General features: G+C 66.4%; 18 protein-coding genes. 9 read left to right on the forward strand and 9 right to left on the reverse strand.

The window, feature by feature from the left end; translation table 11 throughout:
- Window positions 1–2: 2 nt before the first annotated feature.
- From napE to BOQ54_RS18040, 6 genes are all read right to left on the reverse strand, one after another.
- Window positions 3–191 carry a periplasmic nitrate reductase, NapE protein gene (napE, locus tag BOQ54_RS18015; protein ID WP_055458693.1) on the reverse strand — a complete coding sequence of 63 codons (189 nt, stop codon included), beginning with the start codon at window positions 189–191 and terminating at the stop codon, window positions 3–5.
- A 269-nt stretch (window positions 192–460) separates the two neighbouring features.
- On the reverse strand, window positions 461–2,371 hold the full coding sequence (locus tag BOQ54_RS18020) for a nitric oxide reductase activation protein NorD (protein WP_071924657.1): 1,911 nt from the start codon (window positions 2,369–2,371) through the stop codon (window positions 461–463).
- A gap of 5 nt (window positions 2,372–2,376) precedes the next feature.
- Window positions 2,377–3,183, reverse strand: coding sequence for a CbbQ/NirQ/NorQ/GpvN family protein (locus BOQ54_RS18025; RefSeq protein ID WP_063188872.1), 807 nt, complete (start codon window positions 3,181–3,183; stop codon window positions 2,377–2,379).
- A 59-nt stretch (window positions 3,184–3,242) separates the two neighbouring features.
- Window positions 3,243–4,589: a cbb3-type cytochrome c oxidase subunit I gene (locus BOQ54_RS18030; RefSeq protein WP_055458690.1), complete on the reverse strand. Its 1,347-nt coding sequence runs from the start codon at window positions 4,587–4,589 to the stop codon at window positions 3,243–3,245.
- Window positions 4,590–4,601: 12 nt separating this feature from the next.
- Complete coding sequence (locus BOQ54_RS18035) at window positions 4,602–5,054, reverse strand: c-type cytochrome (RefSeq protein ID WP_055458689.1); 453 nt, start codon at window positions 5,052–5,054, stop codon at window positions 4,602–4,604.
- A 239-nt stretch (window positions 5,055–5,293) separates the two neighbouring features.
- Complete coding sequence (locus BOQ54_RS18040) at window positions 5,294–6,250, reverse strand: ArsR/SmtB family transcription factor (RefSeq protein ID WP_055458688.1); 957 nt, start codon at window positions 6,248–6,250, stop codon at window positions 5,294–5,296.
- Between the two features lie 144 nt (window positions 6,251–6,394).
- On the opposite strand from BOQ54_RS18040, the gene BOQ54_RS18045 reads away from it, so the two are divergent.
- From BOQ54_RS18045 to BOQ54_RS18070, 6 genes are read left to right on the forward strand one after another with little or no spacing between them, the layout of a single operon-like run.
- Complete coding sequence (locus BOQ54_RS18045; protein ID WP_071924791.1) at window positions 6,395–8,299, forward strand: ABC transporter substrate-binding protein; 1,905 nt, start codon at window positions 6,395–6,397, stop codon at window positions 8,297–8,299.
- Window positions 8,300–8,351: 52 nt separating this feature from the next.
- Entirely contained in the window at window positions 8,352–9,356 is a 1,005-nt protein-coding gene (locus BOQ54_RS18050) for an ABC transporter permease (protein WP_055458687.1), read from the forward strand.
- Window positions 9,356–10,225 (forward strand): ABC transporter permease, encoded by an 870-nt coding sequence (locus tag BOQ54_RS18055; RefSeq protein ID WP_055458686.1) that lies wholly within the window; start codon window positions 9,356–9,358, stop codon window positions 10,223–10,225. The genes BOQ54_RS18050 and BOQ54_RS18055 overlap by 1 nt, the downstream gene beginning before the upstream one ends.
- Window positions 10,222–11,295 (forward strand): ABC transporter ATP-binding protein, encoded by a 1,074-nt coding sequence (locus BOQ54_RS18060; RefSeq protein WP_063188868.1) that lies wholly within the window; start codon window positions 10,222–10,224, stop codon window positions 11,293–11,295. Before BOQ54_RS18055 ends, BOQ54_RS18060 begins: the two co-directional genes overlap by 4 nt.
- A complete protein-coding gene (locus tag BOQ54_RS18065; RefSeq protein ID WP_055458684.1) occupies window positions 11,292–12,143 on the forward strand; it encodes an ABC transporter ATP-binding protein in 852 nt (283 codons plus the stop codon). The genes BOQ54_RS18060 and BOQ54_RS18065 overlap by 4 nt, the downstream gene beginning before the upstream one ends.
- A 31-nt stretch (window positions 12,144–12,174) precedes the next feature.
- The gene (locus BOQ54_RS18070) at window positions 12,175–13,728 is read left to right on the forward strand and encodes an alpha-N-arabinofuranosidase (RefSeq protein WP_071924658.1); all 1,554 of its coding nucleotides are present in this window, start codon (window positions 12,175–12,177) and stop codon (window positions 13,726–13,728) included.
- 47 nt (window positions 13,729–13,775) lie between these two features.
- Here BOQ54_RS18070 and BOQ54_RS18075 read toward each other — a convergent pair whose 3' ends face one another.
- Together BOQ54_RS18075 and BOQ54_RS18080 are read right to left on the reverse strand one after the other, a co-directional pair.
- Window positions 13,776–14,045 (reverse strand): cytochrome C oxidase subunit IV family protein, encoded by a 270-nt coding sequence (locus BOQ54_RS18075; RefSeq protein ID WP_071924659.1) that lies wholly within the window; start codon window positions 14,043–14,045, stop codon window positions 13,776–13,778.
- A gap of 5 nt (window positions 14,046–14,050) precedes the next feature.
- The gene (locus tag BOQ54_RS18080) at window positions 14,051–14,638 is read right to left on the reverse strand and encodes a cytochrome c oxidase subunit 3 (protein ID WP_055458681.1); all 588 of its coding nucleotides are present in this window, start codon (window positions 14,636–14,638) and stop codon (window positions 14,051–14,053) included.
- Window positions 14,639–14,770: 132 nt separating this feature from the next.
- Between BOQ54_RS18080 and BOQ54_RS20110 the strand changes: the two genes are divergently transcribed.
- Together BOQ54_RS20110 and BOQ54_RS18085 are read left to right on the forward strand one after the other, a co-directional pair.
- The gene (locus BOQ54_RS20110) at window positions 14,771–14,926 is read left to right on the forward strand and encodes a hypothetical protein (protein ID WP_096335257.1); all 156 of its coding nucleotides are present in this window, start codon (window positions 14,771–14,773) and stop codon (window positions 14,924–14,926) included.
- A 26-nt stretch (window positions 14,927–14,952) separates the two neighbouring features.
- Window positions 14,953–15,186: a DUF1858 domain-containing protein gene (locus BOQ54_RS18085; protein ID WP_063189054.1), complete on the forward strand. Its 234-nt coding sequence runs from the start codon at window positions 14,953–14,955 to the stop codon at window positions 15,184–15,186.
- A 4-nt stretch (window positions 15,187–15,190) separates the two neighbouring features.
- Here BOQ54_RS18085 and BOQ54_RS18090 read toward each other — a convergent pair whose 3' ends face one another.
- On the reverse strand, window positions 15,191–15,898 hold the full coding sequence (locus BOQ54_RS18090; RefSeq protein ID WP_055458680.1) for a Crp/Fnr family transcriptional regulator: 708 nt from the start codon (window positions 15,896–15,898) through the stop codon (window positions 15,191–15,193).
- 208 nt (window positions 15,899–16,106) lie between these two features.
- On the opposite strand from BOQ54_RS18090, the gene BOQ54_RS18095 reads away from it, so the two are divergent.
- On the forward strand, window positions 16,107–17,288 hold the full coding sequence (locus BOQ54_RS18095) for an NnrS family protein (RefSeq protein ID WP_071924660.1): 1,182 nt from the start codon (window positions 16,107–16,109) through the stop codon (window positions 17,286–17,288).

Consider the following 17,288-nt stretch of genomic DNA (forward strand, 5'->3'; position numbering starts at 1 on the left):
CCTCAATGCGGAGGGCCCGGCGGGCCGAAGACGATCTGCCACATCCATACGAGGAAGCCGTAGCCGCCGACAATGCCGACGGCCAGAACCGGCCAGATCAGGATGGCAAGGATGATGAAGGCGGAGAATTCTTCCCGCCGCGAGGGGGTTGGCACTGTTTCCGTCGTGGCCGGCTCCTGCCGATCAGGCATGACGATTGTCTCCTCCGGCACAACTGCACGGCCTTGCGAAAGGCCGAGGCATTTTTTCTTTTTTACAATGTAATGATGACAACATTGCTGCATGTGCCTGTCAAGGCGGTCCCCAGCGGGAATGATTTCCAGCCTCGGCAGCGTGCCGTAACAGCCGGACCACGCCTTTGATCCATGTCATGGCCGGTGAGGCGGTCGGACGGACCGGTCGCGATTCCTTGCCCGTGTCCTCCTTTCTCCTGCTCATGTCCGTTGGTGGCGGCCAAGGCCTAACGCATCAACTGACGGTAGATGGCCGGCAGGGCTGCCGGGAGGCGGGCGATCCGGCCGACAATGGCATAGCCGCCCCGGCCGAAGATGGCCGGGAAATACGACTGCGCCTCGCGGTCCACGGTTACGCCGAAGACGGCGACGCCGCCCCGCCGCGCCTCGCGCACGGCACGGCGCGTGTCTTCGAGGCCGAAGCGGCCTTCATAGTGGTCGACGTCGTTCGGCTTGCCGTCGGTCAGAACGATGAGGAGGCGCTTGCGATTCGGGCGCTTGGCGAGCTGCGCGCTGGCGTGCCGCAACGCGGCGCCGATGCGCGTGTAATAACCAGGCCTCAGGGCCGCGATGCGGCGCTCGACGATCGAGCCCATGGGCTCGTCGAAACCCTTGACGGTCTCGACCCGCACCCAGGAGCGTCGCCGCGAGGTGAAGGTGAGGATCTCGGCATTGTCGCCGCAGGCGGCGAGGCCGTGGGCGAGCGTCAGCAGCGCCTCCTTCTCGACGTCGAGCACGCGGTGGCCATCGACCCAGGCATCGGTTGACAGCGACACGTCGACGAGCAGCGTCACCGCGAGATCGTGGCCGAGCGGCCGGTTCATGAGGTGTAGCCGGTCCGAGCCCTCGCCGCCGGCGCGGATCTCGCTGATCGAGCGCACGAGCGCATCAATGTCGACGTCCTCGCCGTCGAGCTGGGCGCGCAGCGTCTCGCGCCGGGGCCTGAGTGCCTCGAACTGGCGGCGTACGCGCCGGATGCGCCGGCGGGCGGCTTCGTCCGGTGTCCACCGCTCGCCCTCCTCGCGCGCGGTGCCGGCCAGCACCCGGCAATGGCCGGGAAGATAGGCGCGGCGCGTGTAGTCCCATTCCGGATAGGTGTTGAGGCCAGCCAGGGCCGCCGTGTCCACCGCCTCGGGCGGCAGGTCGAGGTCGAACTTGAAGCGCGCGGCCGGCCGGCCCGGCTGGCGCCGCGAGACCGTCAGCTCCTCCACATCGTCGGCGGCCTTCTCGGCCTCCTCGTCCTCGTCGCCGTCCGACGGGCGCGAGACGTTCACCATCTCGGCGATGGCGAGCATCTTCTCGAAGCGGTTGAGCACGAAGGGATCGCGCCGCTGCGCGGCATCCGCCTCGCGCCGCCGGGCAAGGCGCTTGCGTAGGTCGACCACCGGCGCGAGCAGGCCGTTGCGGGCCGGCTCGTCGGCGCTCGGTGTCGCCTCGGCCGGCCGCGCGGCGGCATCGACCCAGAGCGGAACGGGCAGGAAAGGCTGATAGTTTGCCGGCGCATGGACGCTGCCTTGGGCCAGGCTGTGCGCCACCTCGTCGAGCGCCTCCGGCGTCTCGCCGGTCAACAGGGCGTGGACGAGACGCTCGACCTCCCGCTCCACCGCCGGCAGGGGGCGGCTGGGCCGCACGGCGAGAAGCGCCTCGCAGAGGTCGCGATAAGTCGTCACGAGGCCGGGCTGGGCGGAAAGCACGCGGCCGACCGTATCGCGCGCCCGCAGGAGGACGGCGAGATCGCGGCGCAGGGGATCGGCCTCGTTGACCGGCGCGAGCGACGTGTGCACGCCATAGGCCGCGAGCCAGAAATAGAGCGCGCGGTTGAGGCGCGCTTCCGGCAGCAGGTCGATGCGCGCGGGCAGGACGAGCGAGCCCGTATCGCGCCGCGGCTGCTCGAGCCGTTCATCCGCCATGCCGACGCGCTGGCGCAGCGTCAGGCGGTGATGGAAAGTGCGGCCGGCGCTGGCGGCGAGCTGCACGCCCGCCTCGCCGCCGAGGCCGCGGAAGAAGACCGCGAGCGCGCCGCGCACCTCCTCGAGGCCGACGCTCGCCTCCGGGTGACGTCGGTAGCTCGCCGCGTCGCCGACGAGGCGATGCCAGGCACGGCCGACAGTCTCTTCGAGCTCGAGGAAGTCCAGCATGGCGGTCAGCCCAGTGTCGCGCGGGCGATTTCGGCGAGCGCGGTGCGCACGTCGGGCTCGTCGGTCAGCGGCTCGATCATCGTGGCGGTCACGGCCTCCTCGGCCGGCATGCCGGCGGCAATCAGCGTCGCGCAATAGACGAGGAGACGCGTCGAGATACCTTCCTCGAGATCCTGGCCCTTGAGGGCGCGCAGCCGGCCGGCGAGGCTGACGAGCGGCCGTACCTTGCCTTCCGCAAGGCCGCTCTCGGCCGCGACGACGGCCGTTTCGCGCTCCGGTGGCAGGAAGTCGAAGCTGATGGCGACGAAGCGCTGGCGTGTGCTCGGCTTCAGCGCCTTCAGAAGGTTCTGATAGCCGGGATTGTAGGAGACGACGAGCATGAAGCCGTCGGGCGCGGCGAGCTCCTCGCCCGTGCGCTCCAGCGGCAGGATGCGCCGGTCGTCGGAGAGGGGATGCAGCACCACGGTGACGTCCTTGCGCGCCTCCACCACCTCGTCGAGGTAGCAAATGCCGCCCTCGCGCACGGCTCGGGTCAGAGGGCCGTCGACCCAGACCGTCTCGCCTGCCTTGAGGAGATAGCGGCCGGTGAGATCGGCCGCCGCGAGGTCGTCATGGCAGGAGACGGTGAAGAGCGGCAGGCCGAGCTCCGCCGCCATGTGGGCGACGAAACGTGTCTTGCCGCAGCCGGTCGGCCCCTTCAGCAGCACCGGCAGGCGGTTGCGGTGGGCGTGGGCGAAGAGCGTGCATTCGTTGCCCGCCGGCACGTAGTAGGGAACGGCCGGGACGGGCGCGGTGTCCAGTGCGCGGAGCATGGGAGGGCCCTTTGTTCGGGGAAGCGAAGGGAAGGGGCGGCTCGTGCCGCCCCGTCCGGTCATTCGGCGGGCTGCAGCGTGCCGCCGGAAGGTGCGGTGCGCTCGCGGCCCGGCACCAGCACGGCCCAGACGAACATCAGCGCGGCGACGACGACGACCACGCCGGAGCCGAGGCGGATCCAGTAGAACAGCGCCAGCTGGTCCTGCACGTCCATGTAGCCTTCGCCGAGCACCCGTTGCAGATGCACCTGGATGACGCCGGCGAAGGTGAGGGCGAAGGTCATTACCATCATCGCCGTGCTCATCAGCCAGCAGCTCGCCATGGAGAGCCACTGGTTGTAGGGGGTCCGGCCGGTCAGCTGCGGCCAGGCATAGGCCATGACGGCGAGGTTGAGCATCACATAGGCGCCGTAGAAGGCGAGGTGCCCGTGCGCCGCCGTCACCTGGGTGCCGTGGGTGTAGTAGTTGACCGAGGAAAGCGTGTGCAGGAAGCCCCACACGCCCGCGCCGAGGAAGGCCATGATCGAGCAGCCGACGGACCATAGCAGCGCGGCTCGGTTGGGGTGCCGGCGCCCGGCCTTCCAGGTCATGGTCACGGTGAAGGCGACCATGGTGAAGAAGGGCGCGACCTCCAGCGTCGAGAACAGCGAGCCGATCCACTGCCAGTAGCCGGGCGCGCCGATCCAGTAATAGTGGTGGCCGGTGCCGAGGATGCCGGAGAAGAGGGCGAGGCCGACGATGACGTAGAGCCACTTCTCCACCACCTCGCGGTCGATGCCGTTGAGCTTGATCATGAGGAAGGCCAGCACCGAGGCCATGATCAGCTCCCACACGCCCTCGACCCACAGGTGGATGACGTACCACCAGTACATCTTGTCGAGCGCGAGGTTCGCCGGGTTGTAGAAGGCGAACAGGAAGAACAGCGCCATACCCCACAGGCCGAAGAGCAGGATGTTCGTCACCACCGTCTTGCGGCCCTTCAGCGCCGTCATGGTGACGTTGAAGAGGAAGATGAGGGCGACGACGACGATGCCGACCTTGATGGCGAAGGGCTGCTCGAGGAACTCGCGCCCCTCGTGGATGCGGAAGAGATAGCCGACGACGGCGATACCGGCGGCGACGAAGAAGAGCCAGAACTGCAGCTTGGCGAGGCCGGTGCTGTAGAGTTCGGTCTCCGTCTCCTCCGGCAGGAGGTAATAGGTCGCGCCCATGAAGCCCATCAGCAGCCACACCACGAGCGCGTTGGTGTGAATCATGCGCACGATGTTGAAGGGCAGCAGCTCGGAGAGCGTGTTGGGCAGCACGTAGATGGTGCCGGCGACAACGCCGAAGCTGACCTGGGCGAGAAAGAGCACGAGGGCGCCATAGAAATAGATGAGCGCCACCTTCTGGGATTCGTATCGCATTGTCGGCACTCCTCAGCCGGCCTTGTTGGGCGGCCAGTTCTGCGTCTTGATCCGGCCCGTCCATTCGAGGAAATCGGCAAGGTCGTTGAGTTCCTGGTCGCTCAGGTTGAACTGCGGCATCTGGCGCCGGCCCTCGATGCCCGTGGGCTGCGACTGCATCCACGCCTTCAGCATCTCGCGCGCCGTTTCGGGATCCTCCGTGCCGCCCCAGCGGTCCCAGAGGTTCCCGAGCTCGGGGGCGAAATAGGCGCCCTCGCCGAGCAGGGTGTGGCAGTTGATGCAGGAGTGCTTCTCCCACACGTGCTTGCCGCGCGCTACGGCATCCGTCAGCCCCGCCTTGTCGGTCGATGTATTGACCATGAAGTAATGGCTGTGGGCAGTCAGGCCGACGAAGATGACAAAGAAGAACAGCGAGCCGCCATAGAAGACGTTCCTCGCCGCCGATTTGGTGAGGCTGTCAGCCATCACGCGTCCTCTCTCGCTAGATCGGGAGATCAGGCGCGCGGCGTCGCTTGTAGCGGGGACCGCGCACGATCGTTTGGAAACTAGCTTGCGGGACGGCAGGCTCTTTGTGCTGGCACAAGCACCTGGAGCCTTGGCCGGCGGGCGTGATGTCGACGGCGAACTCTGCGGCGTGGCGCCTGCAAGGTGGATCCGACCGCCCGGTGCGGGTTCTCGTCCAGAGGCTTCGGTGTGATGAGGGGTTATGCCCCGGCTTCTGCCGGCGGCTTCAGGCGCAGGCGCATGATGATGTCCTGGTCATGATTGCCGAAGCCGCGCCCGAAGATGTTCAGCCCGCCGGGGTGGCGCGCGTTGTCATCGATGCCGATGCGCATGCGGATGCCATGGTGCATGTCCAGCCCGAGCTGGTCGAGTGAGACGGAGGAGATCTGCACGTCGTTGACCGACGTGCCGTTGCGGTTGATTTGCCAGGTGACGAGCTTGCCGTACTGCGAGCCTTCGAGCTTCCACCATTGGGGGGTATAGACGCCCCTCTTGTCGCCGAAATCGCCCGGCGAGATCCAGCTGCCGACCTTGACGTCGTTGACCCAGAGGCTGATTTCGGACGGCCAGTCAAGGCTGGTGCCCGGCACTTCCGACGACAGCTCCATGATGAATTCGAGGCGGTCGATCTCCGCTCCCAGGACCTTGCCGTTGTTCGGGAACTTGTATTCGAGATAGCCGCGGCTGAACCACACGAGCGAGGCGTTCATCCGCTGCGGGTCGAGGAAGAAGTCGGGCACGTCGAGCACGCCGAGGACGCTGTCCGTCGAGCACAGTCCGCAGGGCGCGGTCACCTGGCAGCCGGTGTAGAGCCCGATCGGCATCGCGACCTCGACGTAATCCTTGCCGGCGAGCGCATCCTGGTCGTCGAGGCGGATGATGATCTCGTCGTAACGAACGGAGCAGACCTTTTGCTGCCCCTTGGAGGCCTTCCTCGTCTCCGTCTCCAGGAGGCCAGCCCGCTCGAGCACCTGGATATGGGTCGCAACGGTGGACTGTGGCAGGTCGAGTGCCTCGCTGATCTCGTTCACATTGAGCGCGCCGTGCTCGCGCAGGAGCTTGAGAGCGCGCACCCTGGCCGGGGAAGCGAGGGCGCGGATCGTCTCGCCGCTTTCCGACGCGAACAGGGTCAGGAACTTCCTCTTGAAATCGCTCATCGTGCCGTTCTCTCGCCCCGATGGATGGGCGCTATTTTAATCGTAAGTTCGGATATATATCAAGTTCTCGTTGACCAATGCAATTCCTGCGGTGTTAACTCAAAGAAAAAGCCAAATACGGCAGTGGAGGAAACACCCATGCACATGCTGCGCATGCTTTCGCTCGCGTCCGGGCTGCTCCTCGGCGCGAGTGGCTTGACCTTGCAGGCCGAAACGGCGTTCGCCCAGGTTACCGTACCCGGCGTGCCGCGATCCCAGACCATCATCCTCGAGAACCCCGAAGGTACCATCAAGAATCCGGGCTGGTTCAACATCTGGACGCTGAACGCCGGCGGCCAGTTCACGGGCCTGCACCAGCTCGCCCTCGACACCCTCTGGTACATTGATCCCGAGCGGGGTCTCGATGGGCCGTGGGAGAACTCGCTCGCCTCCGAGAAGCCGATCTACAACAGTGACTTCACCGAAATGACGGTGAAGCTGAAGTCCGACATCTACTGGAGCGACGGCGTCGCCTTCACCGCCGACGATGTCGTCTACACCGTCGAGTCGCAGATCAAGAATCCCGGCATGCGCTGGAGCGCGCTGCTTTCGCTCAATGTCGAGAGCGTCTCGGCGCCCGACGCGCACACCGTGCATTTCAAGCTGAAGAAGCCGAACTCGCGCTTCCATGCGCTGTTCACGGTACGCTTCAATGCCATCTGGATCATGCCCAAGCATGTCTTCGAAAAGGCGGGCGACCCGCTGAAGTTCGACTTCAACCCGCCGGTTTCGCTGGGCGCCTACAAGCTGCACAGCTTCGACCCGAACGGCAAATGGTACATCTGGCAGAAGCGCGATGACTGGCAGCGCACGACGCTTGGCCGCTACGGCGAGCCCGGCCCCACCTATGCCGCCTATGTCGATCCCGGCCCGCCGGACAAGCGCGTCATCGCCCAGCTCAACCACAACCTCGACGTGGTGCACGACATCGCGCCTGAAGGCATGTTCACGCTCACCAAGCAGTCGGACAGCCTGAAGACCTGGTTCAAGAATTTCCCCTTCGCGCATCCCGATCCGACGCTGCCGTCAGTGATCTTCAATATGCAGAATCCCGCCTTCCAGAACCGTGACGTGCGCTGGGCGCTGGCGATGCTCATCGACATCAAGGCGGTTTCCATGGCGGCCTACCGGGGTGCGGCGACGCTGTCGCCGATCGCCATCCCGCCGACGGGCACCCATCCCGAGGATTATCACGTTCCCCTGCGGGACTGGCTGGCGTCGTTCGAGCTCGATACCGGCAAGCGCAAGATCCGCCCCTATGATCCGACCATCGGCGCGCAGATCGCCGATATGCTTCGGCCGAGCATGGGGGACCAGATCCCCACGGATCCGGCCGAGATCGACAGGGCCTTCGGCTACGGCTGGTGGAAGGCCGATCCGCAGGCGGCAGCGGAACTCCTACAGAAGGCGGGTTTCACCAAGCGGGGCAACAGCTGGTACATGCCCGACGGCAAGCCCTTCTCCGTCAAGGTGATGGTCGAGGGTGAGACGCGCCCCATCCTGACGCGGGCCGGCACCATGATCGTCCAGCAATGGCGCCAGTTCGGCATCGATGCCAAGACCGAGGTTGCGCAGGGCACCATGCTCGACCGCCGCAACACGGGCGACTTCGAGATCCTGATCTCTTGGAGTGTCGAAACCTACGGAGGCCACCCCGATTTGTCGTTTTTCCTGGACAGCTGGCATTCCCAGTTCGTCGCGCCGGCCGGCAAGACCCAGTCGCCGCGCAACTGGCAGCGCTGGGCGAGTCCCGAACTTGACAGGATCATCGAGGCGGTGCGCCGGATTGATTTCGACGATCCCCGCACCGTCAAGCTTGGCCGTGAGTACGTGAAGCTCATGGTGCGCGAGATGCCGATCATCCCGCTCATGGCCTACAACGTCTTCACGGCCATGGACGAGACCTACTGGACCGGCTACCCGACGGCGGAGGACCCATACGCCAATCCCGTCCCCAACTGGGGCAACTCACGCGCCATGATGGTCAGGCTGAAGCCGACCGGCAAGTGACGGCAAGCGGGACGGGCCAGCGCCCGTCCCGGACAGCGCCGAGGGATGGTCCATGAAGCCTTACCTGACCTATCTGTCGAAACGTCTGCTGCAGTTCGCCGTCGTGGTCTTCGTGGGCATCAACATCGCCTACGTCGTGACCCACAGCACGCCGATCAACCCGGTCGAGCAGACAATCTCGGCGGCGACCGCTTACGGCAGCACGAGCCCTGAAGCCATCGAGATGATGCGCCGCTCGCTCAGCGAGCTCTACGGGCTCGAGGGCTCGCCGTGGCAGCAGTATCTGTCGTTCTGGCAGCGGGTGCTGGTGGGTGATTTCGGGCCATCCCTCTCGGCCTTTCCCACGCCGGTCTCGGAACTCATCCTGCGGGCGCTGCCCTGGACGGTCGGGCTGCTGCTCGTATCGACCTTGCTCACCTGGTTCCTCGGCAACCTGCTTGGCGGTCTTGCCGGCTACTATCGCGAGAACCGCGTCCTGAGGGCCTTCGGCGTCGTCACCGCGGGGCTGCACCCTGTTCCCTACTACGTCGTGGCCTTCGTGATGCTGCTCGCCTTCGGCTATCTGTGGCCGATCCTCCCGATCAGCGGCGGGGCCTCGATGGCGGCCGACCGCACCGACGTCGTCGGCTTCGCGCTCGACGTCGTCATTCATTCCATCCTGCCCGTGCTCTCGCTCATGGCGGCCGGCATCGGCGGATGGTTCATGGGCATGCGCTCGCTGGTCTCCAACATCGTTACGGAAGATTACGTCACCTATGCGGAACTTGCCGGCGTCCGGCGCGGCAAGATCCTGCGGCACTACGTGATGCGCAATGCCATCGGCCCCCAAGTCACCGGCCTTGCCCTCCAGCTCGGCGCCATCTTCAACGGCGCGATCATCACGGAGCAGGTCTTCGGCTATCCCGGCATCGGCTCGCTCCTCATCAGCGCGGTCCATGCCGGCGACTACAGCCTCGTTCTCGGCATCACGACCATCTCGATCCTTGGCGTGTCAACTATGGTCCTCCTGATCGACCTCCTCTATCCCCTGATCGATCCGCGCGTGGAGGCAGCCTGATGAACACGCTGAAGGTCCTGCGCGACCTGTTCTACTACAACAAGGAATTCGCTACCGGACTGCTGCTCGTCCTCATCGTCGTGGCGGTCGCCGCGAGTTCCTTCTTCTCGCCCTATCCGCCGCTCGACGTCTATGTTGTGCCGCCGGACCTGCCGCCATCATGGCAACATCCGTTCGGCACCACCTCGCGCGGCCAAGACGTCTTCTGGCAGTTGACCTTCGCCATCCGCAACACGCTGCTGTTCGGCATCGTGGTGGCCGTCATCAGCCGCGTCATCTCGCTATGCGTCGGCCTCGTCTCCGGCTATCGCGGCGGCTGGGTCGACCGGGTGCTCATGTCGCTCAACGACACATTCGTCGTCATCCCGCTCTTCCCGATCCTTGTCCTCTTCTACTTCATCATGCGCGACCAGATGACCTGGGGCCTGCTCGCGCTGATCGTCGCCCTGCTTGGCTGGGCATATGACGCGCGCCTCATCCGCTCTATCGCCATGAGCCTGCGCACGCGCGAATTCACGCGCCAGGCGGTGTTCTCGGGCATGGGCACCGGCCGGATCGTCTGGCAGGAGCATCTGCCGTTCGTGCTGCCGATCGTCTTCTCGACCACGCTCAACAACATCAACTGGTCGATCGGCATCGAGGTGACGCTGTCGGTGCTCGGCTTCACCGACATCAACACCCCGACCATCGGCGGTATGATCTACTGGGCCAACCAGCACACGGCGCTCGTGTCCGGCATCTGGTGGTGGGTGGCTTTTCCCATCGCCCTCGTGGTGCTGCTCTTCATCGGGCTGTTCCTGCTGGCCATCTCGATGAACGAATACATCGATCCGCGCAGCCGCCTCAGCCGCCTGGGAGGCCAGGCATGACCCTGCTGCACCCTGCGGCCGCATCCGCCGCTGCCGAGGACGACGCGGCAATCCCGCTCCTGTCGGTCGACCGCCTCAAGGCCTATTACCGACTCAAGCTCTTCGGCATCGACCGCGAGGTGCGGGCCGTCGATGATGTCACCTTCGCCATCGGCCGCAATGAGATCTATGGGCTCGCTGGCGAGTCAAGCTCCGGCAAGAGCACGCTGATCAAGACCATCGCCGGCGCCATCCGCCCGCCGCTGGCGGTCGAGACGGGGTCGGTGTGCTTCAATTTTTCCGACGGAACGCGCGACATCTATCGCCTCACCCCGCGCGAACTGGGCGAGATCCGCTGGAAGCGCCTATCCTACATCATGCAGGGCTCGATGAGCGTGCTGAACCCGGTACGGCGGATCCGGCACTCCTTCACCGATTTCGCCTTGCCGCACGTGCCCGAGAAGGGGGCAGCCTTTGCCGAGCGCATCGGGCGTCACCTCGAGCGCCTGCATCTCGAAAGATCGGTGCTCGACGCCTATCCGCACGAGCTGTCGGGAGGCATGCGCCAGCGGGTTGCGATCGCACTGGCCACGGTCTGCGGGCCGGAGTTCATCATCGCCGACGAGCCGACCACGGCGCTCGACGTCATCGTGCAGAAGGGCGTCCTTGCAATGCTTCGGGGCATCCAGCGCGAGCTCGGCTCCTCGGTCCTGTTCGTCACACACGACATGGCCGTGCACGCCAACCTGACGGATCGGCTCGGCATCATGTATGCTGGCCGGCTAGTGGAGGAGGGGCGCACGCGCGATCTCTTCCGCCAGCCGCTGCATCCTTATACCCGTCACCTCATTTCGAGCCTGCCGCAGATCGGCGACGACACGCCGAAGAAGGGACTGGAAGGCTCGCCGCCCAATCTCGCCGCGCCGCCGAGCGGTTGCCGGTTCCACCCGCGCTGCCCACTGGCGATCGACATCTGCCGCCGGGAGGCGCCGCCCATGGTTGCCGTCGCCCCGGGCCGCCGGGTGGCCTGCCACGTCGTCACGGCATCGCCCGATGCCGTGGCACCCGCGATGGAGGAGGTACGCCCGTGAAGCCGAACCTTCTCGATGTCGACAATGTCAGCAAGACCTTCGCCGGCCGCGGGCTGTTCTCGCGCCGCATGAAGCGCGCGGTGCGCAACGTCAGCTTCTCGCTGGATGCCGACCGGCCCGAAGTCTTCACCATCATCGGCGAATCCGGCAGCGGCAAGTCGACGCTCGCCAGCATGATCCTGAACACGGCCCGGCCCACCGGCGGGAGCATCCGCTTCGAGGGGCGCGACCTTGCCCACATCCGCAGCCGGCGCGACCGGGTGGCCTTCATGAGCCGCGTCCAGGCAATCTTCCAGAACCCGTTCGACGCCTTCAACCCGCTGAAGCCCGTCGACCGCTATCTCTACACCGCCGCCGAGGTCTTCTCCGGCTGCCGCACGAAGGAGGCGCGCGAGACGCGTGTGGACGACGCGCTGCACAAGGTGGGCCTGTCGCTCGCGGAGGTCAGCGGCCGCTTTCCGCACGAGATGTCGGGCGGGCAGCTGCAGCGCATCGCCATCGCCCGTGCGCTCGTGTCCAGCCCCTCGCTGATCGTGGCGGACGAGCCGGTTTCGATGATCGACGCCTCGCTGCGCATGACCGTGATCAACCTCTTCCGCATGCTGAGGGACGATCTCGGGGTGTCGATCATCTACATCACCCACGACCTCGCCACCGCCTATTACATCAGCGACCGCCTCATCATCATGCAGACCGGCGAGGTGGTGGAAGCCGGCGATGCGCGACAGGTCCTCGCCGCCCCCCGACATCCGTATTCGATCCGGCTGCGCGAGGCCGTCCTGTCCGTCGACGGCGCATGGCGCGGAACGGGGCTCGACGCCGAGGCCATCCAGCCTTCCTTGCGCTGAACATTCACTCCTGCCGATCCCTGGAGCCATCATGAAAGAAGCTCACGTCATCGTCGATCGCGACTTCGTCATCGGGGACACCGATCCCCGCCTGTTCGGTGCTTTCGTCGAGCACCTCGGGCGCTGCGTCTACGGCGGCATCTACGAACCAGGCCACCCCACGGCGGACGAGCGTGGCTTCCGCGGCGACGTGCTCGCCCTCGTGCGGGAGCTCGCGCCGACGATCATCCGCTATCCGGGCGGCAATTTCGTCTCGGGCTACAATTGGGAGGACGGGGTCGGGCCCGTCGAGAAGCGGCCGCGCCGGCTCGACCTCGCCTGGATGTCGACCGAGCCCAATACCTTCGGCACCAACGAGTTCATGAACTGGTGCCGGGCTGCTGACGTCGAGCCGATGCTCGCCGTCAATCTCGGCACCCGCGGCCCGGACGATGCCCGTCGACTCCTCGAATACTGCAACTTCCCCGGTGGAACGAAACTATCGGACCTCAGGCGTGCCCATGGCTGGGAGAAGCCGCACGGTGTGAAGTTCTGGTGTCTCGGCAACGAGATGGATGGCCCCTGGCAGATGGAGATGAAGACGGCGACGGAATACGGCCGCATCGCCACCGAGGCAGCCAAGCTGATGAAGTGGATCGACCCCACGATCGAGCTTGCCGCCTGCGGCTCCTCCTCGCGCAACATGCCAACCTTCGGCAGCTGGGAGGACACGGTGCTGGAGCATTGCTTCGACCATGTCGAATTCATTTCGCTCCACACCTATCTCAACAACTACGCCGACGACACGCCGTCCTTCCTCGCGAGTGCGGACCTGATGGACAGCTTCATCGAGGAGGTGGTCGCCATCGCCGATGCGGTGGCCGCCCGACGCCGTTCCGCCAAGCGCATCATGCTGAGCTTCGACGAGTGGAACGTCTGGTACCGCACCCGCCGCAAGAACGAGGGGCGCACCAAGCTCGGCTGGCCGGTGGCCCCGCCGATCCTCGAGGAGGTGTATGACATGCAGGATGCGCTCGCCTTCGGCGGCGCCTGCCTGTCGCTGCTCAACCACGCCGACCGCGTGAAGAGCGCCTGCCTCGCGCAACTCGTCAATGCCATCGCCCCGATCATGACCGAGACGGGCGGGCCAGCGTGGCGACAGTCGATCTTCTATCCCTTCCGTGACATGAGCAGGTTCGGGCGCGGGCGCGTGCTTCAGACCCGCGTGTCATCGCCGGTCTATACCACCGTCTACTACGATCCGCGCGGCACGTCCGAGCTGAGCTTTCCGATGCCGGATGTCCCCTATCTCAAGCTCGCTGTCGTCGACAACCTCGACGAGGGCACCGTGACTCTCTTCGCCCTCAACCGGAATCTCACGGAAACGCTTACAGTCGAAACACAGGTTCGCGGGTTCGGCGCGCTCTCACTGGGCGAGGCCCACGAGCTGCACCACGGCGATCTCAAGGCGACGAACACGAAGGACCGTCCGGACGAGATCAAGCCCGCATCTCTCGAAGGCGTCGAGATCACGGGGGATCGCGTGCGGGTGCGACTGGCGCCGGCGTCCTGGAATGTCATCCGACTCTCGGCCCGAGGGAACTGATCGCGGCCGGCGCTTGTCCGCCGGAGGACGAGCACCTCAGCCGCTTTTCAGGCGGCAAGGAGAAGCGGGATGAGGCCGGCGAGGACGGCAAGGCCCGTCACGCCCCAGAGCCAGGCCATGACGAGGCCGCGCCAGAGCCGTGGCGCGCGCCGCAGTTCGAGGAAGTCAAGCACGATGAGCCGACCCTTGGCGAGAGCGAGGCCGAGTACGACGAGGCCCGCGAGCCAGGGCGCGGCGGTGGCTGGCAGGCCTACTGCGATCGTTGCGAGCGTCAGGACGACGAGGACGAGCCAGATGCGGACGGGCGAGGAGCGCATCACTGTCATCCGGCGAGATAGACGAGAGGGTAGAGGACGACCCAGACGAGGTCGACCATGTGCCAGAAGGCGGTGCCGGTGCGCAGGTCCGCATCGGTCACCGCGACCGCGGCGAGGATGACCATGCCGAGCAAAACGTGCAGCAGATGGAAGCCGGTGACGAGGAAATAGAGCGTGAAGAAGCGGTCGGTCTCGATGCCGATGCCGGCCGCCAATTTCGCCTGATACTCGATTAGCTTCACGATGACGAAGAGACCGCCGAGGATAATCGCGCCGGCGACATGAAGGCGCGCGGTACGCCGGCGCCCCGCATCGGCTGCGTCGACGGCCATCGCGGCAAGGAAGCCGCTCGTGACGAGGACGAGCGTGTTGATACCGCCGAGGAGGGGATCGAGGCGAGCGCGGCCGGCGGCGAACAGGTCCGGTTCGAGCGCGCCCGCGATGCCGAAGGCGACGATGAGGGCGCCGAAGACGGCGAGTTCGCTCGCGATCAGAACCCACATCATGGGATGGCCAGGCAGGCCCGCAAGAGGCCCCCAGCCCGCTTCCGGCAAGGCTGTCGCGGCATGCTCCTCGACGTCCAGCTGCGTCATTGCTCCGGTTCCTCCGTCCGGATGGTTGGTAGACGCTCGCTGCGCGCCGGCTCGTTGCGCTGGGACAAAAACCGGCCGTGCGCGCCGGGGCATGATGGTGCCGTCGCATTGAGCAAACGGGGTGAACATCGCATGAGCGAGGCGCAGATCGGCCTGACGGTGGCCGCTCCCCTCATCGTCATCTTCGCCCTCGCGCTCCATCGCATGGGCGCCCTGCGCGGCGGCGCGACGCTCGCGGCTGTGGCGGCCTCGGTCGCCATCGCCGTGATGCTCTTCGTAACGCAATGATGCGGCATGCATCCGGGAACGACGCCATGACCATCGAGGCGAGCGACTATGTGGACGAGGTGATGCGCCGCTGGCCGGCGACCATCCGGGCCTTTCTCGAACAGCGCATGCATTGCGTCGGCTGCCCGATCGGCTGCTTCCACACGGTCGAGGAGGCCTGCCGCGAGCATGGCGTCGAGCTGCCGGTCTTCCTCGCCGCACTGCGTGCGCTCGCGGCCGAGCCGTGCAGAGAGAGCTGCGGCTGCGGCTGCGCGTCCTAAGCGTTCAGGCGGAGGCGCCGGGGCTGCTTTCGGCGAGGATGAAGAGCTGGTGCGGCTCGCGCACCACGATGCGCTGGCGTCCGCCCTCGACGAGGCCGCGCTCCTCCCAGGCGCTGAGGATGCGGCTCACCGTGTGCAGGGTCGTGCCGGTCATCTCGGCCACGTCCTGCCGGGTGATGGGAAAGGCGATCTCCACGCCCTTGTCGAGCTTGCGGCCGGCTTGCTGCACGAGGCGCAGCAGGGCATGGGCGACGCGCTGCTCCACCTGACGGGTCGACATCTCGACGACACGGGTGTGTGCTTCCTGCAGGCGGCCGCCGATGGCGTGCATGGCGCGGCTCGCCAGCGCCGGCCAGCGGGCGATCAGTTCGGGCCAGACGGCCGAGGGCCAGACCAGCACGACGCTGTCGATGACGGCTGATGCGGTTGCCGGATAGGTCTTGCAGCCGATGGCGCATGCGACGCCGAAGATCTCGCCCGGCACCACGAAGCGTACGACGACCTGCTGCCCGTCCGGTGTCAGCTTCATGACACGCAGGTGGCCGTGGACGAGGACGAAAAAGGAATGTGCCGCCTCGCCCTGGGCGAAGACCGGGCGCCCCTTGGCGACGCGGATTGCCTTCGCGTCGCGCAGCATGTCCTCATGCTCGGCCCGTGAGAGACCGGCAAAGAGCGGCACGTCCGCAATCACTGATGGGTCGACGCTCGTCATAGCATGCTCCATTCCGGGGCCGCCGCGGAGGAGGCGCGGCTCCGTCATCGTCAGGCTAAAGCGCCCTGGACAGGCAGAGTCTTTGTCATGGATCAAATCGGGCCGGGCGGCTTGGCGGATATCATCGCTGCAACTCGCGGCAGCACCCGGCAGCGTCACGGCCGCCGATCTGCCCCCCGCGCCCTTCCTCCTGACGAACGAGCGAGCGATGAACGCCATCCCGCGCCTGCGCCGCTACACCGGCCCGGCTCTCCTTTCCTACGGCTTCCGGCCCTTCTTCCTCCTCGGGGCGATCTACGCCGGCCTCGCCATCCTCGCCTGGGTGCCGATGTTCCACGGCCAGCTGGAGTTCGCGACCGCCTTCTCCCCGCGCGACTGGCACGTGCACGAGATGCTCTTCGGCTATGTCGCGGCCATCGTCACCGGCTTCCTGCTCACGGCCGTGCCGAACTGGACGGGGCGCTTGCCCATCCAGGGAAAGCCCCTCGCAGTGCTCGTGGCCGCCTGGATCGCCGGGCGCATCGCCGTGACCGGATCGGCGCTATGGGGCGCGTGGCCGGCCGCGATCGTCGACTGCAGCTTCCTCCTCCTCGTCGCGCTCGCTACGGCGCGCGAGATCATCGCCGGCAGCAACTGGCGCAACCTGAAGGTCCTCATCGCGGTCGGCCTCCTCTTCGCCGGCAATGTCGTCTTCCATGTGGAGGCGGCTCTCTTCGGTATCGCGCAGTATGGTGCGCGCATGGGCACGGCGGTGTCGATCGCGCTCATCATGCTCATCGGCGGGCGCATCGTGCCGAGCTTCACACGCAACTGGCTGGCGCGAGAAAATCCGGGCCGCCTGCCCGTCGCCTTCAACCGCTACGACGTCGTGTCTATGATTGCGAGCGTCCTGGCGCTCGCGCTGTGGGTGGCCGTGCCGGAGGGGCCCGTACCGGGCACGCTCCTGGTCCTCGGCGGTCTCCTGCAGGCCGTGCGGCTGGCGCGCTGGGCGGGGGAAAGGACGGCGCGCGACCGGCTCGTGCTCATCCTGCACGTCGCTTATCTGTTCGTGCCGCTCGGCTTCCTCCTCGTCGGCATCGCGGCGCTGACGGGTGTGCCCGCCGAGGCCGGCATCCACGCCTGGACGGGCGGGGCGGTGGGCGCCATGACGCTCGCGGTCATGACGCGCGCCAGCCTCGGCCACACCGGCCGGGCGCTTGTCGCGTCCGCTGCGACGCAGGCCATATATTGCCTTGTAGTCCTCGCCACTCTGGCCCGCATCGGCGCGGCTTATTTGCCGGCTTTCTATACGCCGCTGATCCATACGGCGGGGCTTTCATGGGCGCTCGCCTTCCTCGGCTTCGGGCTCGTCTACTGGCCCGTGCTGACGCGTCCGCGCCTCGGCGGCTGA

Source organism: Chelatococcus daeguensis, assembly GCF_001887265.1.
GTDB lineage: Bacteria > Pseudomonadota > Alphaproteobacteria > Rhizobiales > Beijerinckiaceae > Chelatococcus_A > Chelatococcus_A sambhunathii.

Bases quoted from the DNA above. Each gene is read 5' to 3' on its own strand.
- BOQ54_RS18090 (WP_055458680.1), bottom strand. From the start codon at position 15,898: ATGACGAGCGTCGACCCATCAGTGATTGCGGACGTGCCGCTCTTTGCC.
- BOQ54_RS18055 (WP_055458686.1), top strand. From the start codon at position 9,356: ATGAACACGCTGAAGGTCCTGCGCGACCTGTTCTACTACAACAAGGAA.
- BOQ54_RS18070 (WP_071924658.1), top strand. From the start codon at position 12,175: ATGAAAGAAGCTCACGTCATCGTCGATCGCGACTTCGTCATCGGGGAC.
- BOQ54_RS18085 (WP_063189054.1), top strand. From the start codon at position 14,953: ATGACCATCGAGGCGAGCGACTATGTGGACGAGGTGATGCGCCGCTGG.
- BOQ54_RS18075 (WP_071924659.1), bottom strand. From the start codon at position 14,045: ATGCGCTCCTCGCCCGTCCGCATCTGGCTCGTCCTCGTCGTCCTGACG.
- BOQ54_RS18020 (WP_071924657.1), bottom strand. From the start codon at position 2,371: ATGCTGGACTTCCTCGAGCTCGAAGAGACTGTCGGCCGTGCCTGGCAT.
- BOQ54_RS18040 (WP_055458688.1), bottom strand. From the start codon at position 6,250: ATGAGCGATTTCAAGAGGAAGTTCCTGACCCTGTTCGCGTCGGAAAGC.
- BOQ54_RS18025 (WP_063188872.1), bottom strand. From the start codon at position 3,183: ATGCTCCGCGCACTGGACACCGCGCCCGTCCCGGCCGTTCCCTACTAC.
- BOQ54_RS18035 (WP_055458689.1), bottom strand. From the start codon at position 5,054: ATGGCTGACAGCCTCACCAAATCGGCGGCGAGGAACGTCTTCTATGGC.
- BOQ54_RS18080 (WP_055458681.1), bottom strand. From the start codon at position 14,638: ATGACGCAGCTGGACGTCGAGGAGCATGCCGCGACAGCCTTGCCGGAA.
- BOQ54_RS18060 (WP_063188868.1), top strand. From the start codon at position 10,222: ATGACCCTGCTGCACCCTGCGGCCGCATCCGCCGCTGCCGAGGACGAC.
- napE (WP_055458693.1), bottom strand. From the start codon at position 191: ATGCCTGATCGGCAGGAGCCGGCCACGACGGAAACAGTGCCAACCCCC.
- BOQ54_RS18045 (WP_071924791.1), top strand. From the start codon at position 6,395: ATGCTGCGCATGCTTTCGCTCGCGTCCGGGCTGCTCCTCGGCGCGAGT.
- BOQ54_RS18030 (WP_055458690.1), bottom strand. From the start codon at position 4,589: ATGCGATACGAATCCCAGAAGGTGGCGCTCATCTATTTCTATGGCGCC.
- BOQ54_RS18095 (WP_071924660.1), top strand. From the start codon at position 16,107: ATGAACGCCATCCCGCGCCTGCGCCGCTACACCGGCCCGGCTCTCCTT.
- BOQ54_RS18050 (WP_055458687.1), top strand. From the start codon at position 8,352: ATGAAGCCTTACCTGACCTATCTGTCGAAACGTCTGCTGCAGTTCGCC.
- BOQ54_RS20110 (WP_096335257.1), top strand. From the start codon at position 14,771: ATGAGCGAGGCGCAGATCGGCCTGACGGTGGCCGCTCCCCTCATCGTC.